We start from the raw sequence: 25,943 nt of genomic DNA on the forward strand, positions 1-25,943 counted from the left end.
CATGAGTTTCGCTACATCTCCAAAACCTAAAATTGCAATTATTGAATTTGACACCTCTCATGCTGAGTGTATTTATAGTCAAATTTTATTTTTAAAAGACACTTATGACATTACACTGTTTTTAAACTCTAAAAGTATTTCTAGTATTCCCAATCTGCCCTACCTTACTATAATACCACTTAGTTTAGGTAATTCAAAAGAAATAAAAAGAACATCCAAATTTTTAAAAAAGCAATTAATTAATAATAATATTCACAAGGTTATTTTTAATTCTGCTGAAAGAAAAATTTTTAAATTTTTACTTTTATTCTTATTTAATAGCACAATTTCTTTTTGGGGCATACTTCACAATCCTAACCGATTAAAAAGTAGCTTAAAACAAAAAATTATTAGTAAAAAACTAAAAGGTTATTTTGTTTTAAGTGATTTTATCAAAAAAAACATTCTTACCGAAAAACTTACAACTACACATATAGAAAGTACTTATCTTATTTTTTTTGATAAGAAAAAAATTCCAACATCAACAATCATCAAACCTATTGATGAAAAGTGGATTCTAATTCCTGGTAGAGTTGAATTCAATAGAAGAGATTATTCCTTTTTATTACAATTTAAAAACATTCCTGAAAATATTAAGTTTATCATTTTGGGTAATATAAACACCCCAGAAGGATTAATGTTTCAAAAAGAAATTTCAAAAAAAAGTTACGCTAAGCAATTTGTTTTTTTTAACAAACATGTGCCTGATACCGATTTTCAACAATACATTGCTCAAGCTAATTATGTACTTCCTTTAGTACACCCAAACAATAAATTATTTAAAAAATATATTAAATATAAAATTACAGCAACTTATAATTGGGCTTATGCTTTTCAAAAAACAATGTTATTGGAGCAACATTTCTCACAAAATAAAGAATTTAATGAGACTAGTTATTTTTACAATTACTTAGAGCCTCAGCTCTTTTTTAATATATTGGAAAATCCAACAAAACAATATTGTCCTGAAAAATGGAAATTAGCAAGTCAAAAAAACAAGTATCTTAACTTTATAACACAAACTTTATGAAAGGAATCATACTAGCTGGTGGATCTGGAACAAGATTGTACCCTTTAACAAAAGCTACATCAAAACAACTGTTAGCCATTTACGACAAACCAATGATTTACTATCCTTTGTCTGTCTTAATGCTTGCAGGTATTAAAGATATTTTAATTATTACTACTCCTGAAGATCAAGAGCGTTTTGTAAATTTATTAGGAGATGGTAGCCAATTAGGAATAAAACTTTCTTACGAAGTACAACCTAATCCAGAAGGCTTGGCTCAAGCATTTATTATAGGTAAAGAATTTATAGGTAATGATGATGTTGCCTTAATTTTAGGAGATAACATTTTCTACGGACAAGGATTCCCTACTTTATTAACCAATGCCATTAAAAGTTGTAAAGAAGATAAAAAAGCCACCATTTTTGGATATTACGTAAGTGATCCAGAACGTTATGGAGTTGTAGAATTTGATGAAAATAAAAACGCTTTAAGCATAGAAGAAAAACCAAAACTTCCTAAAAGTGATTATGCGGTTTCTGGATTGTATTTTTATCCTAACAACGTAATTGGTATTGCACAAAATGTAAAACCAAGCGAAAGAGGAGAATTAGAAATTACTTCTGTAAATCAAGTTTATTTAAAAAATAAAGAACTAAATGTGCAGTTAATGGGACGTGGCTATGCATGGCTAGACACTGGAACACACGAATCTATGTTAGAAGCTTCTAACTTTATACATACCATAGAAAAAAGGCAAGGCTTAAAAGTAGCCTGTATAGAAGAAATTGCATACGAAAAAGGCTACATCAACAAAAAGCAATTACTAGCTTTGGGGCACGAAATGAAAAAGAATGAATACGGTCAGTATTTAATAAGAAGAGCTACAAAATAACATGAAATATACACGTACAGAAATTCCAGATATAATAGTTTGCGAACCCAAAGTTTTTGGAGATCATAGAGGTTACTTTATGGAATCTTTTAAAGCAGATATGCTTGCAGATTTTTTAGGATATACAATTAACTTTTCACAGGACAACGAATCCAGTTCTAGCAAAGGAGTTTTAAGAGGTTTACATTATCAAATTAATGGTTTTGAACAAACCAAATTGGTAAGAGTTATTCAAGGAAGTGTTATTGATGTTGCTGTAGACATCCGTAAAGGATCTCCTACTTTTGGACAACATGTTGCTATTGAATTATCCGCAGAAAACAAAAAACAAATATTAATTCCTAAAGGGTTTGCTCACGGATTTATTGTGTTAAGCGATACGGCTATTTTTAGTTACAAAGTAGATGCTCCTTATAGTTTTGAAAACGAAAGAGGACTTGCTTTTGATGACCCTACTTTACAAATTGATTGGAAATTAAATTCTAGTGAATTTGTTTTGTCAGAAAAAGACACACAAAATCCTACTTTAAGCAAAGCTGAATTACTGGACTACAATACCAACTACTATGATTAATATATTAGTAACAGGAGCCAATGGTCAGTTAGGTTCCGAAATTCAATCTTTAGCACCGGCATATACTCAGTACAATTTCTTTTTTACAGATGTTACTAATTTAGATATTACCGATTTAAAAAAAGTAGAAGAATTTTGTAGCACAAACAAAATCAACATTATATTAAACTGTGCAGCTTATACTGCTGTAGACAGAGCTGAAGAACAATCGGATATTTGTAATGCAGTTAACCATACAGCTACCTTTAACTTGGCTACTGTTGCCAAAGCTCAAAACATACAATTAGTACATACTTCTACTGATTATGTTTTTAACGGAGTAAATCACGTAGGGTTTAAAGAAAATGATACTCCTAATCCTATCAATGTTTACGGAAAAACAAAATGGTTAGGAGAAGAAGCCATGAAAAAAATAAACCCAATCAATTCTATTATTATTAGAACCTCTTGGGTGTATTCTACCTTTGGGAACAACTTTGTAAAAACCATGTTAAAATTGGCAGAAACTAGAGAGTTGTTAACCATTATAGCAGATCAAATAGGAACTCCTACCTATGCTTATGACTTGGCTAAAACAATCTTAGATATTTTACCTAAAATTAAAAACAGCAACGTAGAAACTTATCATTATGCTAACGAAGGAGTTTGTAGTTGGTACGATTTTGCTTTCGAAATTTTTAGTCAAACAAACACCAATTGTAAAGTTTTACCTATAGAAACCAAAGATTATCCTACAGCAGCAGAAAGACCTTTGTTTAGCTTAATGAATAAATCAAAAATTAAAAACACGTTTCAAATAGAAATTCCTCACTGGAAAACATCTTTATCAAACTGTTTAAAAAAACTATAAATGAAAACAATATTAGTCACAGGAACAGCAGGGTTTATTGGCTCTAACTTTATCTATCATTTTATTGAATCTTATCCAGATTATAAATTAATCAGCTTAGATAAATTAACCTATGCAGGAAGTTTAGAAAATTTAAATAAAGTTGAAAATCACGAAAGACACACATTTATAAAAGGTGATATTTGTGATAGACCGCTAATTGAGAAAATATTTACAGAAAATGATGTACAAGGAGTTATTCATTTTGCAGCAGAATCTCATGTAGATAATTCTATTAGCAATCCTGGAGTTTTTATAGAAACCAATGTAAATGGTACTTTTACCTTAATTGATGTTGCTTACAAACACTGGATGGAGAAACCATTTACTTTTAAAAACGGATATCAAGATTGTAAATTTTTACACGTTTCTACAGACGAGGTGTATGGAACTTTAGGAGAAACAGGTTTGTTTACAGAAACCACCTCTTATGCTCCTAACTCACCTTACAGTGCTTCCAAAGCGAGTAGCGATATGCTGGTGCGTAGTTACCATCATACTTATGGAATGAACACTATTATTACCAACTGTTCTAACAATTACGGACCCCAACAACACAATGAAAAACTAATTCCAACTGTAATTAGAAAAGCCTTAAACGAAGAAATTATCCCTATTTATGGTGATGGAAAAAACATTCGTGATTGGTTATATGTCTTAGATCATTGTAAAGGAATAGATTTAGCTTACCACAAAGGAATTTTTGGAGAGGTTTACAATATTGGAGGTCGTAACGAAAGAAACAACAATTACATTGCCGATAAAATCTGTGAAATTTTAGATCAGCTACAACCCAAAAAATCGGGGAGCTACAAAGATTTAATCAATTATGTAGAAGATAGAGCAGGTCACGATAGACGTTATGCTATTGATGCCACAAAAATTGAAACTAATTTAGGTTGGAAAGCCGATGAGAATTTTGAATCTGGAATTTTAAAAACCATCCAATGGTATTTAGATAAATACTCATCTTAACAAAGAAATTCAAAAGTCAAAGTTCATCACTTTGGCTTTTTTACTATTGTAATGCAAAAGTATCAAGCAATTCTTTGTACTTTTGCATTCGAATTTTAGCAAACTATTATGATATTACCAGTTGTTGCCTATGGAGACCCTGTCTTAAGAAAAGTAGGTAAAGAAATAGACAAAGATTACCCTGAACTTTCTACCTTAATTGCCAACATGTGGGAAACCATGGAAAACGCAAATGGTGTAGGTTTGGCAGCTCCTCAAATTGGTAAATCTATCAGATTATTTGTGATTGATGCTACTCCTTTTGCTGATGATGAAGAAGCTACTCCAGAAGAAATAGAAGTATTATCTTCTTTTAGAAAAGTATTCATCAATGCTAAAATAGAAAGTGAAGAAGGTGACGAATGGGCTTTTGAAGAAGGATGCTTAAGTATTCCAGAAATTAGAGAAGAAGTTTGGAGAAACGAAACTATTCACGTTACCTATCAAGATGAAAACTTTAAAACACACAAAGCTACTTACAGCGGACTAGCAGCTAGAGTATTTCAACACGAATACGATCATATTGATGGAGTCTTGTTTACAGACAAATTATCATCTTTAAAAAAGAGATTGTTAAAAAAGAAACTAGAAAACATCTCTAAAGGAAAAATTGGAGCTGATTATAGAATGCGATACTTTAACGCAAAAAGAAAATAAATTAAACATAATTAGAAATGAGTTTAACAAAAGTAATTGCAATTGCTGGTAAACCAGGATTGTATGAAATTTTAGGACAAACAAAAGGTGGTTTTATTACAACTTCTTTAATAGATGGTAAAAAAGCTCCTGTTAAAAACACTCAAAATGTAAGTGTTTTAAGTGATATTGGAATATATACTTATGAAACTGAAGTGCCTTTAGGTCAAGTTTTCTTAGCTATTAACGAAAAATACGAAGGAAAAGAAGCAATTAGTCACAAAGCTCCTAATAATGAATTGGCAGCTATGTTTAGCGAAGTATTACCAGATTATGATGAGGAAAGAGTTTATGTTTCTAACATCAAAAAAGTTGTACAATGGTACAATCTTTTAGTGACTTCTGGTTTTGATTTTGAAACAATTAAAGAAGACTTTAAAAAATTAGAAGAAGCTGAAAACGCTGCTGAATAATTTTAAAACATACTTTTTATAAAAGCTGTTAACTATTTCTCACTTGATCTAGTTAACAGCTTTTATATTTTTATTTATACCTTAAACTTTTTACGCTTCACTCATAACTTTGTACTTTGTACTCTATACTTTTTTACTGATAAAATGAACACAAGAAAAGAACAACTAGTCGCTATAGATCGTTTGTTAACCATTATGGATGAGTTAAGGGAACAATGTCCTTGGGATAAAAAACAAACCTTAGAAAGCTTACGTCATTTAACCATAGAAGAAACTTACGAATTAGCTGATGCTATTCTAGCTAATGATTTAAATGAAATTAAAAAAGAGTTAGGAGATTTGTTATTACACATTGCTTTTTACGCAAAAATAGGAAGTGAATCTAATACGTTTGACATTGGTGATGTAGCAACTAGTATTTCAGAAAAATTAATTCACAGACATCCTCATATTTATGGAGATGTTCATGTAGAAAATGAAGAAGACGTAAAACGAAATTGGGAACAACTTAAATTAAAAGAAAAAGGAAACACATCACTTTTACAAGGAGTTCCAAATTCATTACCTGCCATGGTAAAAGCAAATAGAATTCAAGAAAAAGTTTCTGCTGTAGGGTTCGATTGGGAACATCCAGAACAAGTTTGGGAAAAAGTACAAGAAGAACTACAGGAATTTAATGATGAAATAAAAGTAGCCGATAAAAAGAAAATGGAAGCTGAATTTGGAGACGTTTTATTCTCTATGGTAAATTATGCTAGACTATTAGGAATTAACCCAGAAAACGCTTTAGAACGTACAAATATCAAGTTTAAAAAACGCTTTGAGTATTTAGAAGCGAATACCATGAAAAAAGGAATTCAACTAACCGATTTATCTTTAGAAGAAATGGATGTCTATTGGGAAGAATCTAAAAAGTTTGATTGATCTATTTTTGCAAATCAAAATATTTATCAGCAACTCCAAAAGCAATGGCTTTCTCTAATTTTCGATTTCTAAATTGCTTAACATACTTGTTTGCATTTTCAATTATTTTTAAAGCTTCTTTCTTGTTATTTATATAGTAAGTAAGTTGTTCTTCTAAATCAGAATAATCATCCTTAATACAAATAAAATGATAATTTGGAAGTAGTGTTCCTTCCATAAACCAAGTTTCATATTTAGGCATAGGCATTACCGCAATAGAATTGGAAGACATAATCCATTTTAAATTGGTAGCCACATCATTCCCTTCTAATGATAATATAAACTTATATTTTAAGTGTTCTTTAATAGATAATTTAGGACGATCCCACTCTTGAGTTACTTTAGGAGAATTAACGGCTCCTAAATTACACATAGGATGATGAAAATACTTTTCGTAAAAATCTATTCTATGCGGATGGTACGCAAATATTTTTGCTCTTCCAATTAACAGATCTTTCTTATCATCAAACTTAAGACGGTCTTTAACAAATTTAAAGTGCCTTACTTTATTTAACTTTAGCAACACAGAATTTTCATTAGCTCCGTGTATAGGTCTACTTTTTACAAAAGTTGGTTCTGATGGTATGGTTACAACATCTCCAAATTCATAATTGATTTTATTTTCTTTAGGATAGAATCGTAAAGTTTCAATCAAATCAAAATAGTAGGTTTTTAATTTTTTAGGTTTTCTAAATTCATCAATAGAAGTCCCTAAACTTAATACATAAGTTGATTTTAACTTATTATAATAATCTAGCCTATCCTGAATTATTACTGCTGATGTATTTTTTTTATTTTGAAACAAAACACGAGGTATGATGTCTAAAATTGTGTTTTTAACATAGTACCTTAATTTAGTGAATCTCATAAATACAAATCTTATCTTTACCACATCAAAACTACAACATAAATTGTAGAAATCAAGAAACTAAAAACTAAGTATATTTACGTAAATAATACGTATATTTGTAGTAGAAACTAAAATTAGAAACTATGCCAGAAAATATTAAAAGCCCGCAAGATTCTGCTGTTGAAATAACCGAGTTAATGAAGCCTATGAATTCCAATTTTAGTGGAAAAATACACGGAGGTTACATTTTAAACTTAATGGATCAAATAGCGTTTGCTTGTGCCTCTAAATATTCAGGACAATATTGTGTAACAGCATCTGTAAATACAGTAGACTTTAAAAACCCCGTTAGTGTTGGTGAATTTTTAACATTAAAAGCAAGAGTTAACTATGTAGGAAACACCTCTATGACTGTTGGAATTAGAGTTATTTCTGAAAACATACAAACTGGAGAAAAAAAACACTGTAATTCATCTTATTTTGTAATGGTTGCTAAAACCAAAGAAGGTAAAAACGCAAAAGTTCCTAAACTTAAATTAAGAAATTCAGAAGATGTTAGACGTTTTATTCGTTCTAAAAGTAGATTAGAAACTAACAAACTAAGAAAACAAGCTTTTAGCAAGCAATCTTTTAACTATAAAGAACATCTAGAGGAGTTAAAAGAGTTTAATGTATTTATAGACCCATCTTTATTAGATTAAATTAAAAAAGCCTTAGTCGTTGACTAAGGCTTTTTTAATACTATAAATTTCAATACTTATTTTAAGTTTTCAATAAATTGATCAAATAAGTAAGAAGCATCATGTGGTCCAGGTCCAGCTTCTGGGTGATATTGTACAGAGAATACTTTTTTATTCTTAATAGCAATTCCAGCTACTGTATTATCATTTAAGTGTACATGCGTAATTTCAACGTTATCAGTAGCTTCAACATCTTCTCTATTAACGTTAAATCCATGATTTTGAGAAGTAATTTCACCTTTACCTGTAATTAGGTTTTTAATTGGGTGATTAATACCTCTGTGTCCGTTATGCATTTTGTAAGTTGATATACCTTGAGATAAAGCAATTGTTTGGTGTCCTAAACAAATTCCAAATAATGGTAAATCTTTTTCTATAATAGTCTTAGCAACTTGCTGAGCAGATTCTAATGGTTCTGGATCTCCAGGTCCGTTAGATAAAAAGTATCCATCAGGATTAAATGCAGCCATTTCCTCAAAAGTAGCAGTACAAGGAAAAACCTTTACATAACAATCTCTTTGAGCTAAGTTTCTTAAAATGTTCTTTTTAATACCTAAATCTAAAGCAGAAACTTTATAAGTAGCATTTTCATCACCATAAAAATAAGGTTCTTTAGTAGATACTACAGATGCTAAATCTAATCCAACCATACTAGGAGCTTCAGCTAATTTGGCTTTTAATCCTTCAATATTATCTACTTCTGTAGATACAACGGCATTCATTGCTCCGTGCTTTCTAATGTAGCTTACAACAGCTCTTGTGTCAACATCAGTAATAGAAATTAATCCATGTTTCTTAAAGTAGTCTTCTAAAGAACCGTTAGAACGTTCTCTAGAGTACTCATAACTAAAATTTCTACATACTAACCCAGCAATCTTAATTCCATCAGATTCTACTTCATCGTCATTTACTCCGTAGTTACCAATATGTGCATTGGTAGTTACCATAATTTGACCAAAATAAGAAGGATCTGTAAAAATTTCCTGATAACCAGTCATTCCAGTATTGTAACATATTTCACCAATAGTAGTTCCATCAATTCCAACAGACTTCCCTTCAAAAATAGTTCCGTCTTCCAATAATAAAATTGCTTTCTTTAATTCTTTGTACTTCATAAAAGTTGTTTTTGTTGTTGGGTGGAGGTTTATCACCTAATCTTTCAACAAAGAATGTTTGTAAAAATATTTTTGCAAATATAAAAAAAGGATAAACTATTAAATAGTTTATCCTTTATATATTTCACTTTAAGTAAATCATGATTACTCTTCAGTAGATTCTTTTGATTCAGTTGCCTCAACTTGTGGTGCATCTGCTTTTTTCTTAGATCTACGAGTAGTCTTCTTCTTCTTAGCTCCGTTTGGATTGTAAATTTCGTTGTAATCAACTAATTCTACCATAGCCATAGGTGCATTATCCCCTTGACGGTTTCCTAACTTGATGATACGAACATATCCTCCTGGTCTGTCTGCAACCTTTACAGCAATTTGTTGGAACAATTCACTAACAGCATATTTGTTTCTTAATGAAGAAAAAACAATTCTACGATTGTGTGTAGTATCCTCTTTTGACTTAGTAATGATTGGTTCAACATACATACGTAAAGCTTTTGCTTTAGCAACAGTAGTGTTGATACGCTTGTGCTCTATTAAAGAACAAGCCATGTTAGCTAACATAGAGTGTCTATGTGCTGTTTTTCTACCTAAGTGGTTAAATTTCTTTCCGTGTCTCATTGTAAATGATTTTTGGCTTTCATCTTGCTTCTACCCTCCTTGGGGAGCAAACTATGAAAGAGTTTAGTCTTTATCTAATTTGTATTTGCTTAAATCCATTCCGAAATGTAAATTTTTAACGTTTACTAATTCGTCTAACTCTGTTAAAGATTTTTTACCAAAGTTTCTGAACTTCATTAAGTCATTTTTGTTAAATGATACAAGATCACCTAACGTTTCAACTTCTGCAGCTTTTAAACAATTTAAAGCTCTTACAGATAAGTCCATATCAACTAATTTAGTTTTCAATAGTTGTCTCATGTGTAGAGACTCCTCATCGTAAGTTTCAGTTCTTGCAATTTCATCTGCCTCTAAAGTGATACGCTCATCAGAGAATAACATAAAGTGGTGGATTAAAATTTTAGCTGCTTCAGTTAATGCATCCTTAGGATTAATAGATCCATCAGTAACTACGTCAAAAACTAATTTTTCGTAGTCAGTCTTTTGTTCTACACGGTAATTTTCAACAGCATATTTAACATTCTTTATAGGAGTGTAAATAGAATCTGTAAAAATAGTCCCTAAAGGCACATTTACTTTTTTGTTTTCTTCAGCAGGAACAAATCCTCTACCTTTTTCTATTGTAATATCAAAACTTACAGCTACAGAGCTATCTAAGTTACAAATTACTAAGTCTGGGTTTAAAACTTGAAAACCTGAAGTAAACTTTTGTATATCACCAGCAGTGATTTGGTTCTGACCAGATACAGATACTGAAACAGTCTCTTTATCCGTGTCTTCTATCTGCTGCTTAAAACGTACTTGTTTTAAGTTTAAAATGATTTCAGTAACATCCTCAACAACACCTTCAACAGTTGAGAACTCATGCTCAACTCCTTCAATGCGTAAAGATGTAATAGCGAAACCTTCTAAAGAAGACAATAATACTCTTCTCAAAGCATTACCTACTGTTAAACCAAAACCTGGCTCTAACGGTCTGAACTCGAATTTACCTTCAAAATCGGTAGATTCAATCATGATAACTTTATCTGGTTTCTGAAAATTTAATATTGCCATAGCTAACTGGTGTCTATTTATTATTTCGAGTATAACTCGACGATTAATTGCTCTTTGATGTTTTCTGGAATCTGAAGTCTTTCAGGAACTGCAACAAACGTTCCAGTTTTTGTATCATTATTCCAAGTCAACCACTCAAAAACAGTAGAAGAAGTAGCTAAACTACTTTCAATAACTGCAAGCGATTTAGATTTTTCTCTTACACCAACAACATCACCAGGTTTCAATTGGTAAGAAGGAATGTTAAGGATTTCTCCATTAACAGTAATATGTCTGTGAGACACTAACTGACGTGCTCCACTTCTAGAGTTAGATAACCCCATACGGAATACAGTGTTGTCTAAACGAGATTCACATAATTGTAATAATACCTCTCCGGTAATACCTTTGCTAGAAGAAGCTTTCTTAAATAAATTAGAGAATTGACGCTCTAAAATACCATAAGTATACTTTGCTTTTTGCTTTTCTTGTAATTGTAAAGAGTACTCAGAACGCTTAGCTCTTTTCTTCGCCAACCCGTGTTGTCCAGGTGGGTAATTACGTTTTTCAAAAGACTTATCGTCTCCAAAAATTGCTTCACCAAACTTACGAGCAATTTTAGTTTTAGGTCCATTATATCTTGCCATAGTAAAAAATTAAAAAAAATTGGCAGTTATGAATTAAGGCTTAGTCCTTCGATAACTTAATTGCCAATTTTAGTGTTAATAAAAATAAAATTATATTCTTCTTCTTTTTGGAGGTCTACATCCGTTGTGTGGTAATGGAGTAACATCAATAATTTCTGATACTTCAATTCCAGCATTGTGAATAGTACGGATAGCAGATTCTCTACCATTTCCAGGTCCTTTTACATAAACTTTAACTTTACGTAATCCAGCTTCGTGTGCTACAGCAGCACAATCTTCAGCAGCTGTTTGTGCAGCATAAGGAGTGTTCTTTTTAGATCCACGGAATCCCATTTTACCTGCAGAAGACCATGAAATTACATCTCCTTTTTTATTTGTTAAAGAAATGATGATGTTGTTAAATGAAGCTGTAATGTGTGCTTCTCCAACAGACTCAACAATAACTTTACGCTTTTTAGCGGTCTTTGTATTAGATTTAGCCATAACTTAATTATTTCTTTTTGTTCGCTACAGTTTTACGTTTACCTTTTCTAGTTCTAGAGTTGTTTTTGGTTCTTTGACCTCTTAACGGTAATCCAGCACGGTGACGGATTCCTCTAAAACATCCAATATCCATTAAACGTTTAATGTTTATTTGGATTTCTGAACGTAACTCACCTTCAATAGTGAAAGTACCTGCTTGTTCACGAATTGCTCCGATTTGAGCATCTGTCCAATCTTGAACTTTGATGTTCTCATCTACTCCAGCATTTGCTAAAATCTCTTTAGCTCTAGTTCTACCAATTCCAAAAATATAAGTTAACGCGATAACACCACGTTTGTTTTTTGGAATGTCAATACCTGAAATTCTTGCCATAACTAACCTTGTCTTTGTTTGAATCTAGGATTCTTTTTATTGATTACATATAATCTGCCTTTTCTACGCACAATCTTGCACTCGGCACTTCTCTTTTTTATTGATGCTCTTACTTTCATCGTATGATATTTTAGTATCTATAAGTAATTCGAGCCTTTGATAAATCATAAGGACTCATTTCTAACTTAACTTTATCTCCTGGTAACAACTTAATGTAATGCATTCGCATTTTACCTGAGATGTGTGCAGTAACAATATGACCATTTTCTAATTCAACTCTAAACATTGCGTTAGATAATGCTTCTGTAATTGTACCGTCTTGTTGTATTGACGCTTGTTTTGCCATAATTAAATTGTCGCTCTTCTTTTAGTTCCAGTTTTCATTAGACCGTCATAATGTCTGTTTAACAAGTACGAGTTAATTTGTTGGATCGTGTCAATTGCAACACCCACCATAATTATTAACGAAGTACCTCCGTAAAACAGAGCCCAGTTTTGTTGTACACCAAAATGTACTACAATGGCCGGGAAAACAGCCAGCAAAGCTAAGAAAATAGATCCAGGTAACGTAATTTTTGACAAAATACTATCTAATTTTTCTGCAGTCTCAGTACCTGGGCGGGTTCCCGGGATAAATCCTCCACTTTTTTTAAGGTCATCAGCCATTTTATTCGTTGGAATTGTGATTGCTGTATAAAAATAACTAAACACAATAATCAAAACACAGAATAAAATATTGTAACCCCAACCATTAAAATCAGATAAAGCATTAAATACTGTTTGCATTGTTCCATCAGTGTTTCTTGCAACTAATCCAGGTACAAACATAATTGCTTGTGCAAAGATAATTGGCATAACTCCTGCCGAATTCAACTTTAAAGGAATATACTGTCTTGCTCCTTGAGCATCATCTATACTTCCTACAACAGTACGTCTAGCGTATTGAACTGCAATTTTTCTTACAGCTGTTACTAATAATATACTTGCCAAAATAATTGCCAACCATACAATAATTTCTAAAAGAATCATCATGAAACCTCCAGAACCAGCTGCATACTTAGATGTTAATTCTTGCATAAATGCACCAGGGAATCTAGCAATAATACCAATCATAATTAATAATGAAATTCCATTACCAATTCCTTTCTCAGTAATACGCTCCCCTAACCACATTGCAAAAACAGTACCTGCAGTTAATAAGATCATTGAAGAAATCCAGAACATTCCACCTTGACCTAATAAGTATGCCTCTTGAGGAATACCTAAGGTTGGTAAACTTGTTAAATAAGCTCCTCCTTGCACAACAGTAATACCTATTGTTAACCAACGTGTAATTTGGTTGATCTTATTTCTTCCGCTTTCACCATCCTTTTGTAATTTTTGTAAATAAGGAACCGCAATTCCCATTAACTGAACTACAATAGATGCTGATATATATGGCATAATCCCAAGAGCCATAATAGAAGCTCTTGAGAATGCACCACCTGTAAATGCGCTTAATAAACCTAAAAGACCATCAGATGTTTTATCACCTAATGCTGTTAATTGTTGAGGATCTATACCAGGTAAAGTTACCTGAGCCATAAATCTGTAAACTGCCATTAACCCTAAAGTCAATAATATTTTACCTTTTAACTCGTCAATAGACCAAATGTCTTTTATGGTTTGGATAAATTTCTTCATCTACTTAATAATAATTATAAAGATACAGCTTCACCTCCAGCAGCTTCAATAGCAGCCTTAGCAGTTCCTGTAAATTTGTGAGCAGTTACGTTTAATTTAGCTTTTAATTCTCCACCACCTAGTATTTTTACTAAGTCGTTTTTGTTTGCTAAACCATTTTCAACTAATACAGCTAAATCAACAGTATCTGTAATCTTACCACTATCTACTAAAGATTGTAACTTGTCTAGATTGATTCCATTGTATTCCTTACGGTTTACGTTAGTAAATCCAAACTTAGGTACTCTTCTTTGTAATGGCATTTGTCCACCCTCGAATCCTACTTTTCTAGAATATCCAGAACGAGATTGTTGTCCATTATGACCTCTTGTAGCAGTACCTCCGTGACCAGAACCTTCACCTCTAGCAATACGCTTACCGCTTTTGACAGAACCTTTGGCAGGTTTTAAATTGTTTAAACTCATCTTTCTATAACTTATTTAATTTCTTCAACAGAAATTAAGTGTTTAACTTTATTAACCATTCCTACAATTGATGGAGTAGCATCATGCTCAACAACCTTTCCAATTCTAGTTAAACCTAACGCTTCTAAAGTTCTTTTTTGAACTTGCGTACGGTTAATTTGGCTCTTTACTTGTGTTAATTTAATTTTTCCCATGGTATTCAATATTAACCGTTAAATACTTTGTCTAAAGAAATTCCTCTCTCAGCAGCCACTTGTTGTGGGCTTCTTAATTGTAATAAAGCATCAAAAGTTGCTTTCACTACGTTATGAGGGTTAGATGATCCTTGAGACTTAGATAATACATCATGTACACCTACAGATTCTAATACCGCACGTACAGCACCACCAGCAATAACTCCGGTACCATGAGATGCAGGTAATAATAATACCTTAGATCCACCAAATTTACCTTTTTGTTCGTGAGGTAAAGTTGCATTCATTAATGGAATACGAACTAAGCTTTTCTTAGCTTCTTCCACAGCCTTAGCAATTGCAGATGCAACATCTAAAGATTTACCAGATCCGTAACCTACTACACCTTCTCCATTTCCTACTACTACAATAGCAGAAAATCCGAAAGTACGTCCACCTTTTGTAACTTTAGTTACACGGTTCACAGCTACTAAGCGATCTGTTAATTCTAATCCGCTTGGCTTAACTCTTTCTACGTTTTTATATCCTTGCATAATATAATTTTCTTAAAATTTTAAACCAGCTTCTCTAGCTGCTTCAGCTAATGCTTTAACTCTACCATGGTATAAATAACCATTTCTATCGAATGCAACAGTTTCTACACCTGCAGCAGATGCTTTCTCTGCAATTGATTTACCTACTAATGTAGCTACTTCAATTTTAGTTCCCTTTGCATCGATTTCTTTATCTCTTGATGATACAGAAGCTAATGTAACTCCTGCTTTGTCATCAACTAATTGAGCGTAAATTTCTTTATTACTTCTAAATACAGATAATCTAGGTTTAGATGCTGTACCAGTAGAAATTTTTCTAATTCTACGCTTAATTCTTTGTCTTCTTTCAAGCTTTGATAATGCCATAATACTATAAATTATGCAGATTTACCTGCTTTTCTTCTTAATTCTTCACCAACAAACTTAATTCCTTTTCCTTTGTACGGTTCAGGGCTACGGAAAGAACGAATCTTAGCCGCTACTTGACCTACCAATTGCTTATCGAAAGAAGTAAGTTTTACGATTGGGTTTTTACCTTTATCAGATACTGTTTCTATTTTAACTTCTGGAGCTATATCTAACACAATGTTGTGAGAGAATCCAATTGCTAAATCTAAAACTTGACCTTGATTAGAAGCTCTATATCCTACCCCTACTAATTCTAATTCTTTAGACCAACCTTTAGATACACCTTCAATCATGTTATTGATTAAAGCTCTGTATAATCCGTGTTTAGCTTTATGTGATTTAGATTCAGATGGTCTATCTAAGATAAGTGATCCTTCTTCTTCTTTAATACTGATACCATCAGTAATTTCTTGAGTTAATTCTCCTAAACTCCCTTTTACAGTAACTGTGTCTCCGTTAATAGTAACAGTAACACCAGCTGGAATTGCGATTGGGCTTTTTCCTATTCTTGACATACTATTCTATTTTTTAGTAAACGTGACAAATTACTTCTCCACCAATGTTCTCTTGTTTAGCTTGCTTAGATGTCATAACTCCTTTAGAAGTAGACACAATTGCAATACCTAAACCATTTAAAACTCTTGGTAAATCCTCAACACCAACATACTTTCGTAAACCTGGTGTAGAAATACGTTCAATTTTTTTAATTACTGACTCGTTTGTTTCAGGGTTGTATTTTAAAGCTATTTTAATAGAGTCTTGAGCAGTTTTCTCCTCAAACTTATAACTTAAAATAAATCCTTGGTCAAATAAGATCTCTGTGATCGCTTTTTTAACCTTTGATGCAGGAATCTCCACTACTCTGTGGCCTGCTAAATAAGCATTTCTTACTCTTGTTAAGTAATCTGCTATTGGATCTGTATACATAATTATTTGTATTGGTTTTAGATTATCACCCCGAAATAGTTTCGGGGCTAGCATCTAAAATTAATTCTTAAAATTTTACCAACTTGCTTTTGTAACACCTGGGATTAACCCTTGGTTAGCCATTTCACGAAAAGTTACACGAGAAATTCCGAATTGTCTCATATATCCTTTTGGTCTACCTGTTAACTTACAACGGTTATGACCACGAACTGGAGAAGCATTTTTAGGTAACTTCTGTAATCCTTCGTAATCACCAGCTTCTTTCAAAGCTTTACGTTTTTCAGCGTATTTAGCAACTGTTTTAGCTCTTTTTCTCTCACGAGCCTTCATTGATTCTTTAGCCATGACTAGTTCTTTTTAAATGGTAATCCTAATTCTGTTAATAATGATTTAGCTTCTTTATCAGTAGGAGCAGATGTTACAAAAGTAATATCCATACCACCAATCTTTTTCACTTGATCAATATTAATTTCAGGGAAAATAATTTGCTCAGTAATACCTAAGTTATAATTTCCTCTTCCATCAAAACCAGTAGCTTTAATACCGTTAAAATCTCTAACACGTGGTAAAGAAGCAGTAATTAATCTGTCTAAGAATTCGTACATTTTAATTCCACGTAAAGTTACTCTTGCCCCAATTGGCATACCTTTACGTAATTTAAATGTTGCGATATCTTTTTTAGATAATGTTGCAACTGCTTTTTGTCCTGAAATAGTAGTTAACTCTTCAACAGCGTAATCTACTAATTTCTTATCTGCAATAGCAGCACCTACACCTTTAGAGATAACTATTTTCTCTAATTTAGGTACTTGCATAATATTGCTATATCCGTACTCTTCAGTTAAGGCAGCCTTAATTCTGTCAGTGTACTCTTGTTTAAGTCTTGGAATATAACTCATATTAAATAGCTTTTTCTGATTTTTTAGAAAAACGCACTTTTTTACCATCTTCTACTCTGTAACCAACTTTAGTGATGTTTCCATCTTCTAAAATAGCTAAGTTAGAAATAGGCAAAGCTGCTTCTTTCTTTACAATTCCACCTTGAGGGTTTTGAGCGCTTGGTTTAGTGTGCTTAGAAACTAAGTTTACACCTTCTACAATTGCTTTGTTTTTGTCAGTAATAATAGTTACTACTTTCCCTTCTTTACCTTTCTGATCTCCAGCAATAACTCTTACTGTATCTCCTGATTTAATTTTAATCTTTGCCATTGTTTACAAATATTAAAGCACCTCAGGTGCTAATGATACAATTTTCATGAATTGCTTATCACGAAGTTCTCTTGCTACAGGTCCAAATACACGTGTTCCAGACATTTCTCCAGTCGCGTTTAACAACACGCATGCGTTGTCATCAAAGCGAATGTAAGAACCGTCTTTTCTTCGTACTTCCTTAGAAGTACGAACAACAACAGCTTTAAATACTTGACCTTTTTTAGCGTTTCCATTTGGAGTTGCAGACTTTACAGTAACAACAATTTTATCTCCAATAGATGCATAACGCTTTCCTGTTCCTCCTAAAACACGGATCACTAAGACCTCTTTAGCTCCAGTGTTATCTGCTACGTTTAATCTTGATTCTGTTTGTAACATACTATTTAGCTCTTTCTAGGATTTCTACTAATCGCCAACGTTTAGATTTACTTAAAGGTCTTGTTTCCATGATTCTTACAGTATCTCCAATGTTGCAATCGTTTTGCTCATCGTGTGCAACGTACTTTTTCGTATTCAATACGAACTTACCGTACATTGGGTGTTTCACTTTCTTTACCTCTGCAACAACAATAGACTTGTCCATTTTGTTACTAGATACAACACCAATTCTTTCTTTTCTAAGATTTCTATTTTCCATCTTGTAAAAATACTTATTGTCTGTTAGTTAACTCAGTAGCTACTCTTGCTACAGTTTTTCTAAGCGCTCTCAACTCTAAAGGATTCTCTAATGGAGAAATAGCATGAGCCATCTTAAGATCAGTATAGCTCTTTTTAAGAGAAACTAATTTCTCTTGTAAGTCAGCTACTGATAATTCTTTAATTTCTGATTGTTTCATTTCTCTTAGATATTAAGCGTTATCATAATCTCTCGCAACAACGAACTTAGTTTTAACTGGCATTTTTTGAGCTGCTAAGCGTAACGCTTCTTTAGCAACATCGAAAGGTACCCCTCCGATTTCAAACAATATTCTACCAGGCTTAACTACCGCTACGAAATACTCAGGAGCACCCTTTCCTTTACCCATACGAACCTCTAAAGGTTTCTTTGTAATAGGCTTATCTGGAAATATTTTGATCCATAATTGACCTTCTCTTTTCATATAACGTGTCGCAGCAATACGACCTGCTTCTATTTGTCTAGAGGTAATTAAGGCTTGTTCTAAAGATTTAATCCCGAACATACCAAAAGCTAATTGATTCCCTCTGTGAGAATCACCGCTCATATTACCTTTACCTTTCTGCACCTTACGGTACTTTACTCTTTTAGGCTGTAACATTTCTAAATTCTAATTTTTGTGAAAAATTATTTTCTCCTACGAGGTCCTTTCTTAGCTCCTGCGTTAGCTCCACCTTTTCCTCCTGTCTTTTTAGACAGACCTACTAATGGAGATAAGTCGCGCTTACCATAAACCTCACCTTTCATTATCCACACTTTAACCCCGATTCTACCGTAAGTTGTATGTGCTTCTACCAAAGCATAATCAATATCAGCTCTAAAAGTAGATAGAGGAATTCTACCTTCTTTATAGTGCTCTGAACGTGCCATTTCTGCTCCGTTTAAACGTCCTGAAATTTGGATTTTAATCCCTTCAGCGTTCATACGCATAGTGGCAGCAATAGCCATTTTAATTGCACGTCTGTATGAAATTCTATTTTCAATTTGACGAGCAACACTTGCTGCTACTAAATTAGCATCTAATTCTGGACGCTTAATTTCAAAAATATTGATTTGTACTTCGTTTCCAGTTAATTTCTTTAACTCCTCTTTTAACTTGTCTACCTCTTGTCCACCTTTTCCGATAATGATACCAGGTCTAGCAGTAGTGATAGTAACGGTTACAAGTTTAAGAGTACGCTCAATAATTATTCTAGAAACGCTTGCTTTGTATAATCTAGCGTTTAAATACTTTCTTATTTTATTATCTTCAGCAATTTTATCTCCGTAGTCATTACCTCCGTACCAGTTTGAGTCCCATCCTCTGATGATTCCTAAACGATTTCCAATTGGATTAGTCTTTTGTCCCATTTCTACTTATGATTATTTGCTTTCAACATTTTTACTTCCCAACACAATAGTAACGTGATTAGAACGCTTACGAATTCTATGTGCACGACCTTGTGGAGCTGGTCTTAATCTCTTTAACATCGCTGCAGAATCTACAGTAATTGTTTTAACGTATAAGTTAGCTTCTTCTAAACTAGCGTCTTCGTTCTTTGCTTGCCAGTTGGCAATAGCAGATAACAATAACTTTTCTATGTTTATAGATGCTTCTTTAACACAAAACTTCAAGATTTGTAAAGCTTTTTCAACCTCTACTCCTCTTACTAAATCAGCCACCAATCTCATCTTTCTTGGTGATGTAGGACAACCAGTCAATTTAGCGAAAGCAACATCTTTCTTTGCCTCTTTGATCTGTTTTGCCATATTATGTTTACGAACTCCCATATCCTACTATTTTTTTCCTTTGTTTTTCTTGTCTGCACCGTGACCTCTAAAGGTACGTGTTGGTGAAAACTCTCCTAATTTATGACCTACCATGTTTTCAGTAACATATACTGGTACAAATGTTCTTCCGTTGTGAACTCCAATAGTTTGCCCAACGAAATCTGGAGTAATCATAGAAGCTCTTGACCAAGTCTTGATTACTTCTTTGCTTCCTGCCTCAGCATTAGCAATAACTCTTTTCTCAAGTCTATGAAAAATGAAAGGTCCTTTCTTTAATGAACGTGCCATATCTTCTTATTTTTTTCTACGTTCTAAAATATACTTATTACTCGCTTTGGTCTTAGATCTAGTCTTGTATCCTTTAGCAGGTATACCATTTCTTGATCTTGGGTGACCTCCTGAAGAACGTCCTTCTCCACCTCCCATTGGGTGATCGACTGGGTTCATTCTAACAGCATTTGTTCTTGGTCTTCTACCTAACCATCTTGATCTACCAGCTTTACCAGAAACTAATAATTGGTGATCTGAGTTTGAAACAACTCCGATTGTTGCGATACAAGTTAACAAGATCAATCTTGTTTCACCTGACGGTAATTTTACAGTAGCATACTTTCCTTCTTTTGCCATTAACTGAGCAAAAGATCCCGCAGAACGAGCCATAACAGCTCCTTGACCTGGTCTTAATTCAATACAACAAATTGTTGTACCTAAAGGCATGTTTGCTAAAGGCATTGCATTACCTACATCTGGAGTAACAGCTTCCTGTCCACTAATGATAGTTTGTCCAACCTGTAAACCAGCTTGAGCAATTACATATCTTTTTTCTCCATCAGTATATTCTACTAATGCAATAAATGCAGTACGATTTGGATCGTACTCAATTGTTTTTACAGTTGCAGCAACACCGAATTTATCTCTATTAAAATCGATAATACGGTATCTTTTTTTATGACCACCACCTACGTAGCGCATTGTCATTCTACCACTGTTGTTTCGACCTCCAGATCTTTTATTCGGTGCCAATAATGACTTTTCCGGCTTATCAGTAGTTATGGCGTCGAACCCATTTACTACTCTAAAACGCTGACCTGGTGTGATTGGTTTTAATTTTCTAACTGACATGTTAAAATTTAAAATTATTTATAATTAAATATTGCTATAAAAGTCAATATTCTCTCCTTCAGCTACCTCTATGATAGCTTTTTTGTATGCAGAAATTTTCGACTGAACTATACCTTTTTTAGTATATTTAGTCGAACGTTTTACTGGATATACCATTGTTCTTACCTTCTCAACTGAAACACCATAAGTAGCTTCTATAGCTTCTTTGATTTCAATTTTATTAGCTTTCAAATTTACAACAAAAGCATAACGGTTTAATAACTCGGTATCTTTTGTTGCTTTTTCTGTAATAATAGGCTTTATTAAAATACTCATATCTGTACCCTATTTACTTAAATTAGCTTCAATATCTGAAATAGACCCCTCTAATAAAACAACTGTACCAGCATTCAATACTTTGTAAGTGTTTAATTCTGAGGTAGTTACAACTTCAGACCCTTTTAAATTTCGTGAAGACAAATATACATTTTTATTTGACTCACCCAACACAAATAGAGATTTTTTATTATCTAACTCTAAAGCTTTCAATACGTTAATGAAATTCTTAGTGTTTGGAGCTTCAAATGTGAAGTCTTCTAAAACGATAATATTTGACTCTTTTGCTTGTAAACTTAAAGCTGATTTTCTAGCTAATCTCTTTAAGTTTTTGTTTAATTTGAAAGAATAATCTTTTGGTCTTGGTCCAAAAACTCTACCTCCTCCTCTAAACACAGGAGATTTGATAGATCCTGCACGAGCAGTACCAGTACCTTTTTGTTTTTTAATCTTTCTAGTAGACCCAGCAATCTCAGCTCTTTCTTTAGCTTTGTGAGTTCCTTGTCTTTTGTTTGCCAAGTGTTGCTTTACATCTAAGTAAACTGCATGGTCATTTGGCTCTATTGCGAATACCGCATCAGATAACTCTACCTGACGTCCTGTATCTTTTCCTGTATAATCTAAAACTGATACTTTCATTATTTCTCGATAGTTAAGTAAGAGTTCTTAGCACCAGGAACACATCCCTTTACTACGATTAAGTTCTTGTCAGCAACAACTTTTAAAACTCTTAAGTTTTCAACTTTAACTGTATCTCCACCCATTCTTCCTGCCATACGCATTCCTTTGAATACACGTGCAGGGTAAGATGCAGCACCAATAGATCCTGGAGCTCTTAAACGGTTATGTTGACCGTGAGTAGCTTGACCTACTCCAGCAAATCCATGACGTTTTACAACACCTTGGAAACCTTTACCTTTTGAGATTCCACTTACATCAACAAATTCACCTTCTACAAATAGATCTACACCTACTGTATCTCCTAAATTCAACTCCTCATCAAAACTAAACTCAACGACTTTCTTCTTAGAAGTAGTACCAGCTTTTGCAAAGTGACCTTGCAATGCTTTGGTAGTGTTCTTGTCAGATTTGTCATCGAAACCTAATTGGATAGCAGAATAACCATCTACTTCCTCAGTTCTGACTTGGGTAACTACACATGGACCAGCTTGAATTACAGTACAAGGAATGTTCTTCCCGTTCTCATCAAAAATACTAGTCATTCCGATTTTTTTTCCTATTAACCCAGACATTATTATTAATTAATTATTGTTATTAAATTTTATGATTTACCAAGAGACACAAAAACCGGCCTAACACAGTTAGGCTGGTTTTACATGTCTATTAAGTTTTATCAAACTTTGATTTCTACTTCTACTCCAGAAGGTAATTCTAATTTCATTAAAGCATCAATAGTCTTTGAAGAAGAACTATAGATATCTAATAATCTTTTATAAGAAGATAATTGAAATTGCTCTCTAGATTTTTTGTTTACGTGTGGAGAACGTAATACAGTAAAAATCTTTTTATTTGTTGGCAAAGGAATAGGACCGTTTACTACAGCTCCAGTAGACTTTACCGTCTTTACGATCTTCTCAGCAGATTTATCTACTAAGTTGTAGTCGTAAGACTTTAATTTTATTCTGATTTTTTGACTCATTTTCTGAATGTTTTAAATTAAGCTTTAGAAGCTGCGATTACTTCCTCAGACACGTTTGAAGGTGTTTGAGCGTAGTGAGAGAATGACATAGTAGATGTTGCTCTACCTGATGACAATGTACGTAACGTTGTAACGTATCCAAACATTTCAGATAAAGGCACTTCAGCTTTTACAACTTTAGCTCCACTTCTATCACTCATATCGTTCACTTGACCTCTACGTCTGTTTAAGTCACCTACGATATCTCCCATGTTTTCTTCTGGTGTAATCACCTCTAATAACATGATTGGTTCTAAGATTACAGCACCTGCAGCTTTTGCACAAGATTTGTATCCTAATTTTGCAGCTAATTCAAAAGATAAAGCATCAGAATCCACAGGGTGGAAAGATCCATCTTTTAAAACAACCTTTAATGTATCCATTACGAAACCAGCTAAAGGTCCGTTAGACATAGATTCTTTAAATCCTTTCTCAACAGCTGGAATAAATTCTTTAGGAATACGTCCACCTTTAACTTGATCAATAAATTGTAATCCAGATCCTTCGAAATCTTCATCAACAGGTCCCATTTCGAATATAATATCACCAAACTTACCACGTCCTCCAGATTGCTTTTTATAAGTTTCTCTGTGATCAGTTGTTTTAGTTACAGCTTCTTTGTATTCTACTTGAGGTTGTCCTTGGTTAACTTCAACTTTAAATTCACGCTTTAAACGGTCAACTAATACTTCTAAGTGTAATTCACCCATTCCAGAAATTACAGTTTGTCCTGAAGACTCGTCTGTTTTTACTGTAAACGTTGGATCCTCTTCAGCTAATTTACCTAAAGCAATTCCCATTCTATCAACATCACCCTTTGTTTTAGGTTCAATTGAAATACCAATTACTGGATCTGGGAAATCCATAGATTCTAAAACGATAGGAGCATCTAATGATGACATTGTATCTCCTGTTTTAATATCTTTAAATCCAACAGCTGCTCCAATATCTCCAGCTTCAATAAAATCGATAGCTTTTTGAGAGTTTGCATGCATCTGATAGATACGTGAAATACGTTCTTTTTTACCTGAACGGTTATTTAAAATATAAGAACCAGCATCTAAACGTCCTGAATAAGCACGGAAGAAAGCTAAACGTCCTACGAAAGGATCAGTAGCAATTTTAAATGCTAATGCAGCAAATTTATCTTTTGCATCTGGTTTTCTTGTAGTCTCTTCGTCTGTTCTAGGATCTACACCTACAACCTCTGGTCTGTCCATTGGTGAAGGTAAGTAACGACATACAGCATCTAACAAGAATTGAACTCCTTTGTTTTTAAACGAAGAACCACAAATCATTGGAATAATAGCCATATCCATTACAGCAGCTCTTAAAGCAGCATGTACTTCATCTTCTGAGATAGAGTTTTCATCTTCCATGAATTTCTCTAATAATTCCTCATCATAAGAAGCAACTTCTTCGATCAATCTAGCTCTAGCTTCAGCAGCTTCATCAACTAAATCTTCTGGAATATCAATTACATCAAAAGTTGCCCCTTGAGTATCATCATGCCATAAGATTGCTCTGTTCTTAACTAAATCCACAACTCCTCTAAAATCGTTTTCTTCACCAATTGGTAAAACGATTTCAACAGCATTAGATCCTAACATTTCCTTTACTTGAGTACAAACTTTAGCAAAGTTAGAACCTTGACGGTCCATTTTGTTTACGAATCCAATACGAGGCACTTTATAGTTATCAGCTAATCTCCAGTTAGTTTCTGACTGAGGCTCAACACCATCAACAGCACTAAATAAAAACACTAATCCATCTAAAACACGTAAAGAACGGTTTACCTCTACTGTAAAGTCAACGTGACCTGGAGTATCGATAATATTAAAGTGATATTCTTTAGCATCAGCAGTAGGCTGTCCGTTTTCCACAGGAAACTTCCATTCACAAGTAGTAGCAGCAGAAGTAATTGTAATACCTCTTTCTTGCTCTTGTTCCATCCAGTCCATAGTTGCAGCACCATCGTGAACTTCTCCAATTTTGTGAGAAACTCCTGTATAGTACAAAATACGTTCTGTTGTTGTTGTTTTTCCTGCATCAATATGAGCAGCAATACCAATATTTCTAGTTAATTTTAAATCTCTAGCCATTTCTATTAAAATCTAAAGTGTGAAAATGCTTTGTTAGCTTCTGCCATCTTGTGAACATCAACTCTCTTCTTAACAGCAGCTCCTTCTTCTTTAGCAGCAGCTAATACTTCTGCAGCTAATTTTTGAGCCATAGTCTTTTCATTTCTCTTTCTAGAGTAAGAAATTAACCATTTCATTGCCATAGAAACCTTACGGTCTGGTCTAATTGGCATTGGAATTTGAAAAGTAGCACCACCAACACGACGGCTACGTACTTCTACTTGAGGCATTACGTTAGATAATGCATCTTTCCATATTTCTAATGAAGATTTTTCTTCTTCATCACCTTTTTTGTTTTCTACAATCTCTAATGCATCGTAAAAAATCTTGAACGCTGTAGACTTCTTTCCATCCCACATTAAGTTATTCACAAAACGTGTTACCAATTGATCATTGAACTTTGGATCCGGTAAAAGAACTCTTTTTTTTGCTCTTCTTTTTCTCATGTTTT

The 25,943-nt window shown here is 33.2% G+C and carries 42 protein-coding genes; 9 read left to right on the forward strand and 33 right to left on the reverse strand.

The window, feature by feature from the left end:
* Window position 1 precedes the first annotated feature (1 nt).
* The 8 genes from GGR97_RS08350 to mazG all read left to right on the forward strand — a co-directional run bounded on the left by GGR97_RS08350 (window position 2) and on the right by mazG (window position 6,451).
* Window positions 2-1,069 (forward strand): hypothetical protein, encoded by a 1,068-nt coding sequence (locus GGR97_RS08350; protein WP_167898071.1) that lies wholly within the window; start codon window positions 2-4, stop codon window positions 1,067-1,069.
* Complete coding sequence (gene rfbA / locus GGR97_RS08355) at window positions 1,066-1,941, forward strand: glucose-1-phosphate thymidylyltransferase RfbA (RefSeq protein ID WP_167898072.1); 876 nt, start codon at window positions 1,066-1,068, stop codon at window positions 1,939-1,941. The genes GGR97_RS08350 and rfbA overlap by 4 nt, the downstream gene beginning before the upstream one ends.
* A 1-nt stretch (window position 1,942) precedes the next feature.
* Window positions 1,943-2,515 (forward strand): dTDP-4-dehydrorhamnose 3,5-epimerase, encoded by a 573-nt coding sequence (gene rfbC, locus GGR97_RS08360; RefSeq protein ID WP_167898073.1) that lies wholly within the window; start codon window positions 1,943-1,945, stop codon window positions 2,513-2,515.
* Window positions 2,508-3,365, forward strand: coding sequence for a dTDP-4-dehydrorhamnose reductase (gene rfbD, locus GGR97_RS08365; protein ID WP_167898074.1), 858 nt, complete (start codon window positions 2,508-2,510; stop codon window positions 3,363-3,365). The genes rfbC and rfbD overlap by 8 nt, the downstream gene beginning before the upstream one ends.
* The gene (gene rfbB, locus GGR97_RS08370) at window positions 3,366-4,379 is read left to right on the forward strand and encodes a dTDP-glucose 4,6-dehydratase (protein ID WP_167898075.1); all 1,014 of its coding nucleotides are present in this window, start codon (window positions 3,366-3,368) and stop codon (window positions 4,377-4,379) included.
* A 108-nt stretch (window positions 4,380-4,487) separates the two neighbouring features.
* Window positions 4,488-5,075: a peptide deformylase gene (gene def / locus GGR97_RS08375; RefSeq protein ID WP_167898076.1), complete on the forward strand. Its 588-nt coding sequence runs from the start codon at window positions 4,488-4,490 to the stop codon at window positions 5,073-5,075.
* Between the two features lie 17 nt (window positions 5,076-5,092).
* Complete coding sequence (locus GGR97_RS08380) at window positions 5,093-5,527, forward strand: DUF5606 family protein (protein WP_167898077.1); 435 nt, start codon at window positions 5,093-5,095, stop codon at window positions 5,525-5,527.
* Window positions 5,528-5,671: 144 nt separating this feature from the next.
* Window positions 5,672-6,451 carry a nucleoside triphosphate pyrophosphohydrolase gene (mazG, locus tag GGR97_RS08385; protein WP_167898078.1) on the forward strand — a complete coding sequence of 260 codons (780 nt, stop codon included), beginning with the start codon at window positions 5,672-5,674 and terminating at the stop codon, window positions 6,449-6,451.
* Window position 6,452: 1 nt separating this feature from the next.
* Here mazG and GGR97_RS08390 read toward each other — a convergent pair whose 3' ends face one another.
* Window positions 6,453-7,358 (reverse strand): glycosyl transferase family 90, encoded by a 906-nt coding sequence (locus GGR97_RS08390; RefSeq protein WP_167898079.1) that lies wholly within the window; start codon window positions 7,356-7,358, stop codon window positions 6,453-6,455.
* Window positions 7,359-7,483: 125 nt separating this feature from the next.
* Between GGR97_RS08390 and GGR97_RS08395 the strand changes: the two genes are divergently transcribed.
* Window positions 7,484-8,041: an acyl-CoA thioesterase gene (locus GGR97_RS08395; RefSeq protein WP_167898080.1), complete on the forward strand. Its 558-nt coding sequence runs from the start codon at window positions 7,484-7,486 to the stop codon at window positions 8,039-8,041.
* A gap of 56 nt (window positions 8,042-8,097) precedes the next feature.
* On the opposite strand, the gene carA is transcribed toward GGR97_RS08395, so the two are convergent.
* From carA to rpsG, 32 genes are all read right to left on the reverse strand, one after another.
* Window positions 8,098-9,195 (reverse strand): glutamine-hydrolyzing carbamoyl-phosphate synthase small subunit, encoded by a 1,098-nt coding sequence (gene carA / locus GGR97_RS08400; RefSeq protein WP_167898081.1) that lies wholly within the window; start codon window positions 9,193-9,195, stop codon window positions 8,098-8,100.
* A 144-nt stretch (window positions 9,196-9,339) separates the two neighbouring features.
* A complete protein-coding gene (gene rplQ, locus GGR97_RS08405; protein ID WP_167898082.1) occupies window positions 9,340-9,810 on the reverse strand; it encodes a 50S ribosomal protein L17 in 471 nt (156 codons plus the stop codon).
* 63 nt (window positions 9,811-9,873) lie between these two features.
* Window positions 9,874-10,866: a DNA-directed RNA polymerase subunit alpha gene (locus tag GGR97_RS08410; protein ID WP_167898083.1), complete on the reverse strand. Its 993-nt coding sequence runs from the start codon at window positions 10,864-10,866 to the stop codon at window positions 9,874-9,876.
* 20 nt (window positions 10,867-10,886) lie between these two features.
* A complete protein-coding gene (rpsD, locus tag GGR97_RS08415; RefSeq protein ID WP_167898084.1) occupies window positions 10,887-11,492 on the reverse strand; it encodes a 30S ribosomal protein S4 in 606 nt (201 codons plus the stop codon).
* 90 nt (window positions 11,493-11,582) lie between these two features.
* Complete coding sequence (gene rpsK / locus GGR97_RS08420; protein WP_068827418.1) at window positions 11,583-11,975, reverse strand: 30S ribosomal protein S11; 393 nt, start codon at window positions 11,973-11,975, stop codon at window positions 11,583-11,585.
* Window positions 11,976-11,982: 7 nt separating this feature from the next.
* On the reverse strand, window positions 11,983-12,348 hold the full coding sequence (gene rpsM / locus GGR97_RS08425; protein WP_068827420.1) for a 30S ribosomal protein S13: 366 nt from the start codon (window positions 12,346-12,348) through the stop codon (window positions 11,983-11,985).
* 2 nt (window positions 12,349-12,350) lie between these two features.
* Entirely contained in the window at window positions 12,351-12,467 is a 117-nt protein-coding gene (gene ykgO, locus GGR97_RS08430) for a type B 50S ribosomal protein L36 (RefSeq protein ID WP_013621733.1), read from the reverse strand.
* Between the two features lie 11 nt (window positions 12,468-12,478).
* Window positions 12,479-12,694 (reverse strand): translation initiation factor IF-1, encoded by a 216-nt coding sequence (infA, locus tag GGR97_RS08435; protein ID WP_010137062.1) that lies wholly within the window; start codon window positions 12,692-12,694, stop codon window positions 12,479-12,481.
* Window positions 12,695-12,696: 2 nt separating this feature from the next.
* Window positions 12,697-14,031 (reverse strand): preprotein translocase subunit SecY, encoded by a 1,335-nt coding sequence (secY, locus tag GGR97_RS08440; protein ID WP_167898085.1) that lies wholly within the window; start codon window positions 14,029-14,031, stop codon window positions 12,697-12,699.
* A 14-nt stretch (window positions 14,032-14,045) separates the two neighbouring features.
* Window positions 14,046-14,495: a 50S ribosomal protein L15 gene (gene rplO, locus GGR97_RS08445; RefSeq protein WP_167898086.1), complete on the reverse strand. Its 450-nt coding sequence runs from the start codon at window positions 14,493-14,495 to the stop codon at window positions 14,046-14,048.
* An 11-nt stretch (window positions 14,496-14,506) separates the two neighbouring features.
* Complete coding sequence (rpmD, locus tag GGR97_RS08450; protein WP_167898087.1) at window positions 14,507-14,689, reverse strand: 50S ribosomal protein L30; 183 nt, start codon at window positions 14,687-14,689, stop codon at window positions 14,507-14,509.
* A gap of 11 nt (window positions 14,690-14,700) precedes the next feature.
* On the reverse strand, window positions 14,701-15,225 hold the full coding sequence (gene rpsE / locus GGR97_RS08455) for a 30S ribosomal protein S5 (protein ID WP_167898149.1): 525 nt from the start codon (window positions 15,223-15,225) through the stop codon (window positions 14,701-14,703).
* A 9-nt stretch (window positions 15,226-15,234) separates the two neighbouring features.
* A complete protein-coding gene (rplR, locus tag GGR97_RS08460; protein ID WP_167898088.1) occupies window positions 15,235-15,588 on the reverse strand; it encodes a 50S ribosomal protein L18 in 354 nt (117 codons plus the stop codon).
* A gap of 11 nt (window positions 15,589-15,599) precedes the next feature.
* Complete coding sequence (gene rplF, locus GGR97_RS08465; RefSeq protein WP_167898089.1) at window positions 15,600-16,145, reverse strand: 50S ribosomal protein L6; 546 nt, start codon at window positions 16,143-16,145, stop codon at window positions 15,600-15,602.
* Window positions 16,146-16,158: 13 nt separating this feature from the next.
* Entirely contained in the window at window positions 16,159-16,557 is a 399-nt protein-coding gene (gene rpsH, locus GGR97_RS08470; RefSeq protein ID WP_167898090.1) for a 30S ribosomal protein S8, read from the reverse strand.
* A gap of 75 nt (window positions 16,558-16,632) precedes the next feature.
* The gene (rpsN, locus tag GGR97_RS08475; protein ID WP_073121980.1) at window positions 16,633-16,902 is read right to left on the reverse strand and encodes a 30S ribosomal protein S14; all 270 of its coding nucleotides are present in this window, start codon (window positions 16,900-16,902) and stop codon (window positions 16,633-16,635) included.
* A 2-nt stretch (window positions 16,903-16,904) separates the two neighbouring features.
* On the reverse strand, window positions 16,905-17,456 hold the full coding sequence (gene rplE, locus GGR97_RS08480) for a 50S ribosomal protein L5 (protein ID WP_167898091.1): 552 nt from the start codon (window positions 17,454-17,456) through the stop codon (window positions 16,905-16,907).
* A gap of 1 nt (window position 17,457) precedes the next feature.
* Window positions 17,458-17,766 (reverse strand): 50S ribosomal protein L24, encoded by a 309-nt coding sequence (gene rplX / locus GGR97_RS08485; protein WP_167898092.1) that lies wholly within the window; start codon window positions 17,764-17,766, stop codon window positions 17,458-17,460.
* A 12-nt stretch (window positions 17,767-17,778) separates the two neighbouring features.
* Complete coding sequence (gene rplN, locus GGR97_RS08490; protein WP_167188601.1) at window positions 17,779-18,147, reverse strand: 50S ribosomal protein L14; 369 nt, start codon at window positions 18,145-18,147, stop codon at window positions 17,779-17,781.
* Window position 18,148: 1 nt separating this feature from the next.
* The gene (gene rpsQ, locus GGR97_RS08495; RefSeq protein ID WP_068827442.1) at window positions 18,149-18,406 is read right to left on the reverse strand and encodes a 30S ribosomal protein S17; all 258 of its coding nucleotides are present in this window, start codon (window positions 18,404-18,406) and stop codon (window positions 18,149-18,151) included.
* A 13-nt stretch (window positions 18,407-18,419) separates the two neighbouring features.
* Window positions 18,420-18,605 (reverse strand): 50S ribosomal protein L29, encoded by a 186-nt coding sequence (rpmC, locus tag GGR97_RS08500; protein WP_167188604.1) that lies wholly within the window; start codon window positions 18,603-18,605, stop codon window positions 18,420-18,422.
* Window positions 18,606-18,617: 12 nt separating this feature from the next.
* Window positions 18,618-19,046 (reverse strand): 50S ribosomal protein L16, encoded by a 429-nt coding sequence (rplP, locus tag GGR97_RS08505; RefSeq protein WP_167898093.1) that lies wholly within the window; start codon window positions 19,044-19,046, stop codon window positions 18,618-18,620.
* 26 nt (window positions 19,047-19,072) lie between these two features.
* Window positions 19,073-19,795 (reverse strand): 30S ribosomal protein S3, encoded by a 723-nt coding sequence (rpsC, locus tag GGR97_RS08510; protein ID WP_167898094.1) that lies wholly within the window; start codon window positions 19,793-19,795, stop codon window positions 19,073-19,075.
* Window positions 19,796-19,807: 12 nt separating this feature from the next.
* Window positions 19,808-20,215, reverse strand: coding sequence for a 50S ribosomal protein L22 (gene rplV, locus GGR97_RS08515; RefSeq protein WP_167898095.1), 408 nt, complete (start codon window positions 20,213-20,215; stop codon window positions 19,808-19,810).
* A gap of 6 nt (window positions 20,216-20,221) precedes the next feature.
* Complete coding sequence (gene rpsS / locus GGR97_RS08520; protein ID WP_167898096.1) at window positions 20,222-20,503, reverse strand: 30S ribosomal protein S19; 282 nt, start codon at window positions 20,501-20,503, stop codon at window positions 20,222-20,224.
* A gap of 6 nt (window positions 20,504-20,509) precedes the next feature.
* Window positions 20,510-21,337 carry a 50S ribosomal protein L2 gene (gene rplB, locus GGR97_RS08525; RefSeq protein ID WP_167898097.1) on the reverse strand — a complete coding sequence of 276 codons (828 nt, stop codon included), beginning with the start codon at window positions 21,335-21,337 and terminating at the stop codon, window positions 20,510-20,512.
* Between the two features lie 24 nt (window positions 21,338-21,361).
* Window positions 21,362-21,652, reverse strand: a complete 291-nt coding sequence (gene rplW / locus GGR97_RS08530) for a 50S ribosomal protein L23 (RefSeq protein ID WP_167898098.1) — start codon at window positions 21,650-21,652, stop codon at window positions 21,362-21,364.
* 9 nt (window positions 21,653-21,661) lie between these two features.
* Entirely contained in the window at window positions 21,662-22,291 is a 630-nt protein-coding gene (rplD, locus tag GGR97_RS08535) for a 50S ribosomal protein L4 (RefSeq protein WP_167898099.1), read from the reverse strand.
* On the reverse strand, window positions 22,291-22,905 hold the full coding sequence (rplC, locus tag GGR97_RS08540; RefSeq protein ID WP_167898100.1) for a 50S ribosomal protein L3: 615 nt from the start codon (window positions 22,903-22,905) through the stop codon (window positions 22,291-22,293). The genes rplD and rplC overlap by 1 nt, the downstream gene beginning before the upstream one ends.
* Before the next feature lie 101 nt (window positions 22,906-23,006).
* A complete protein-coding gene (rpsJ, locus tag GGR97_RS08545) occupies window positions 23,007-23,312 on the reverse strand; it encodes a 30S ribosomal protein S10 (protein WP_010137088.1) in 306 nt (101 codons plus the stop codon).
* Window positions 23,313-23,329: 17 nt separating this feature from the next.
* Window positions 23,330-25,453, reverse strand: coding sequence for an elongation factor G (gene fusA, locus GGR97_RS08550; protein WP_167898101.1), 2,124 nt, complete (start codon window positions 25,451-25,453; stop codon window positions 23,330-23,332).
* 5 nt (window positions 25,454-25,458) lie between these two features.
* Entirely contained in the window at window positions 25,459-25,938 is a 480-nt protein-coding gene (rpsG, locus tag GGR97_RS08555) for a 30S ribosomal protein S7 (RefSeq protein WP_167188638.1), read from the reverse strand.
* Window positions 25,939-25,943 lie beyond the last annotated feature (5 nt).

It is taken from the genome of Wenyingzhuangia aestuarii (assembly GCF_011927765.1).
Classification (GTDB): domain Bacteria; phylum Bacteroidota; class Bacteroidia; order Flavobacteriales; family Flavobacteriaceae; genus Wenyingzhuangia; species Wenyingzhuangia aestuarii.

Excerpts from the sequence above, each read along its gene's own strand:
- GGR97_RS08380 (WP_167898077.1), top strand. The coding sequence starts at position 5,093 with ATGAGTTTAACAAAAGTAATTGCAATTGCTGGTAAACCAGGATTGTAT.
- rpsG (WP_167188638.1), bottom strand. The coding sequence starts at position 25,938 with ATGAGAAAAAGAAGAGCAAAAAAAAGAGTTCTTTTACCGGATCCAAAG.
- rfbB (WP_167898075.1), top strand. The coding sequence starts at position 3,366 with ATGAAAACAATATTAGTCACAGGAACAGCAGGGTTTATTGGCTCTAAC.
- rfbA (WP_167898072.1), top strand. The coding sequence starts at position 1,066 with ATGAAAGGAATCATACTAGCTGGTGGATCTGGAACAAGATTGTACCCT.
- rplN (WP_167188601.1), bottom strand. The coding sequence starts at position 18,147 with ATGTTACAAACAGAATCAAGATTAAACGTAGCAGATAACACTGGAGCT.
- GGR97_RS08410 (WP_167898083.1), bottom strand. The coding sequence starts at position 10,866 with ATGGCAATATTAAATTTTCAGAAACCAGATAAAGTTATCATGATTGAA.
- rpsM (WP_068827420.1), bottom strand. The coding sequence starts at position 12,348 with ATGGCAAGAATTTCAGGTATTGACATTCCAAAAAACAAACGTGGTGTT.
- rpmC (WP_167188604.1), bottom strand. The coding sequence starts at position 18,605 with ATGAAACAATCAGAAATTAAAGAATTATCAGTAGCTGACTTACAAGAG.
- ykgO (WP_013621733.1), bottom strand. The coding sequence starts at position 12,467 with ATGAAAGTAAGAGCATCAATAAAAAAGAGAAGTGCCGAGTGCAAGATT.
- rpmD (WP_167898087.1), bottom strand. The coding sequence starts at position 14,689 with ATGGGAAAAATTAAATTAACACAAGTAAAGAGCCAAATTAACCGTACG.
- rpsK (WP_068827418.1), bottom strand. The coding sequence starts at position 11,975 with ATGGCTAAATCTAATACAAAGACCGCTAAAAAGCGTAAAGTTATTGTT.
- rpsS (WP_167898096.1), bottom strand. The coding sequence starts at position 20,503 with ATGGCACGTTCATTAAAGAAAGGACCTTTCATTTTTCATAGACTTGAG.
- GGR97_RS08350 (WP_167898071.1), top strand. The coding sequence starts at position 2 with ATGAGTTTCGCTACATCTCCAAAACCTAAAATTGCAATTATTGAATTT.
- rfbC (WP_167898073.1), top strand. The coding sequence starts at position 1,943 with ATGAAATATACACGTACAGAAATTCCAGATATAATAGTTTGCGAACCC.
- rplO (WP_167898086.1), bottom strand. The coding sequence starts at position 14,495 with ATGAGTTTAAACAATTTAAAACCTGCCAAAGGTTCTGTCAAAAGCGGT.
- rpsJ (WP_010137088.1), bottom strand. The coding sequence starts at position 23,312 with ATGAGTCAAAAAATCAGAATAAAATTAAAGTCTTACGACTACAACTTA.
- GGR97_RS08390 (WP_167898079.1), bottom strand. The coding sequence starts at position 7,358 with ATGAGATTCACTAAATTAAGGTACTATGTTAAAAACACAATTTTAGAC.
- rpsC (WP_167898094.1), bottom strand. The coding sequence starts at position 19,795 with ATGGGACAAAAGACTAATCCAATTGGAAATCGTTTAGGAATCATCAGA.
- rplD (WP_167898099.1), bottom strand. The coding sequence starts at position 22,291 with ATGAAAGTATCAGTTTTAGATTATACAGGAAAAGATACAGGACGTCAG.
- rplV (WP_167898095.1), bottom strand. The coding sequence starts at position 20,215 with ATGGGAGTTCGTAAACATAATATGGCAAAACAGATCAAAGAGGCAAAG.
- rpsQ (WP_068827442.1), bottom strand. The coding sequence starts at position 18,406 with ATGGAAAATAGAAATCTTAGAAAAGAAAGAATTGGTGTTGTATCTAGT.
- rpsD (WP_167898084.1), bottom strand. The coding sequence starts at position 11,492 with ATGGCAAGATATAATGGACCTAAAACTAAAATTGCTCGTAAGTTTGGT.
- rplE (WP_167898091.1), bottom strand. The coding sequence starts at position 17,456 with ATGAGTTATATTCCAAGACTTAAACAAGAGTACACTGACAGAATTAAG.
- rplF (WP_167898089.1), bottom strand. The coding sequence starts at position 16,145 with ATGTCAAGAATAGGAAAAAGCCCAATCGCAATTCCAGCTGGTGTTACT.
- rpsN (WP_073121980.1), bottom strand. The coding sequence starts at position 16,902 with ATGGCTAAAGAATCAATGAAGGCTCGTGAGAGAAAAAGAGCTAAAACA.
- secY (WP_167898085.1), bottom strand. The coding sequence starts at position 14,031 with ATGAAGAAATTTATCCAAACCATAAAAGACATTTGGTCTATTGACGAG.
- carA (WP_167898081.1), bottom strand. The coding sequence starts at position 9,195 with ATGAAGTACAAAGAATTAAAGAAAGCAATTTTATTATTGGAAGACGGA.
- def (WP_167898076.1), top strand. The coding sequence starts at position 4,488 with ATGATATTACCAGTTGTTGCCTATGGAGACCCTGTCTTAAGAAAAGTA.
- rplP (WP_167898093.1), bottom strand. The coding sequence starts at position 19,046 with ATGTTACAGCCTAAAAGAGTAAAGTACCGTAAGGTGCAGAAAGGTAAA.
- mazG (WP_167898078.1), top strand. The coding sequence starts at position 5,672 with ATGAACACAAGAAAAGAACAACTAGTCGCTATAGATCGTTTGTTAACC.
- rfbD (WP_167898074.1), top strand. The coding sequence starts at position 2,508 with ATGATTAATATATTAGTAACAGGAGCCAATGGTCAGTTAGGTTCCGAA.
- rplQ (WP_167898082.1), bottom strand. The coding sequence starts at position 9,810 with ATGAGACACGGAAAGAAATTTAACCACTTAGGTAGAAAAACAGCACAT.
- rplW (WP_167898098.1), bottom strand. The coding sequence starts at position 21,652 with ATGAGTATTTTAATAAAGCCTATTATTACAGAAAAAGCAACAAAAGAT.
- rpsH (WP_167898090.1), bottom strand. The coding sequence starts at position 16,557 with ATGTATACAGATCCAATAGCAGATTACTTAACAAGAGTAAGAAATGCT.
- infA (WP_010137062.1), bottom strand. The coding sequence starts at position 12,694 with ATGGCAAAACAAGCGTCAATACAACAAGACGGTACAATTACAGAAGCA.
- fusA (WP_167898101.1), bottom strand. The coding sequence starts at position 25,453 with ATGGCTAGAGATTTAAAATTAACTAGAAATATTGGTATTGCTGCTCAT.
- rplR (WP_167898088.1), bottom strand. The coding sequence starts at position 15,588 with ATGGCATTATCAAAGCTTGAAAGAAGACAAAGAATTAAGCGTAGAATT.
- rplB (WP_167898097.1), bottom strand. The coding sequence starts at position 21,337 with ATGTCAGTTAGAAAATTAAAACCAATCACACCAGGTCAGCGTTTTAGA.
- rplC (WP_167898100.1), bottom strand. The coding sequence starts at position 22,905 with ATGTCTGGGTTAATAGGAAAAAAAATCGGAATGACTAGTATTTTTGAT.
- GGR97_RS08395 (WP_167898080.1), top strand. The coding sequence starts at position 7,484 with ATGCCAGAAAATATTAAAAGCCCGCAAGATTCTGCTGTTGAAATAACC.
- rplX (WP_167898092.1), bottom strand. The coding sequence starts at position 17,766 with ATGGCAAAGATTAAAATTAAATCAGGAGATACAGTAAGAGTTATTGCT.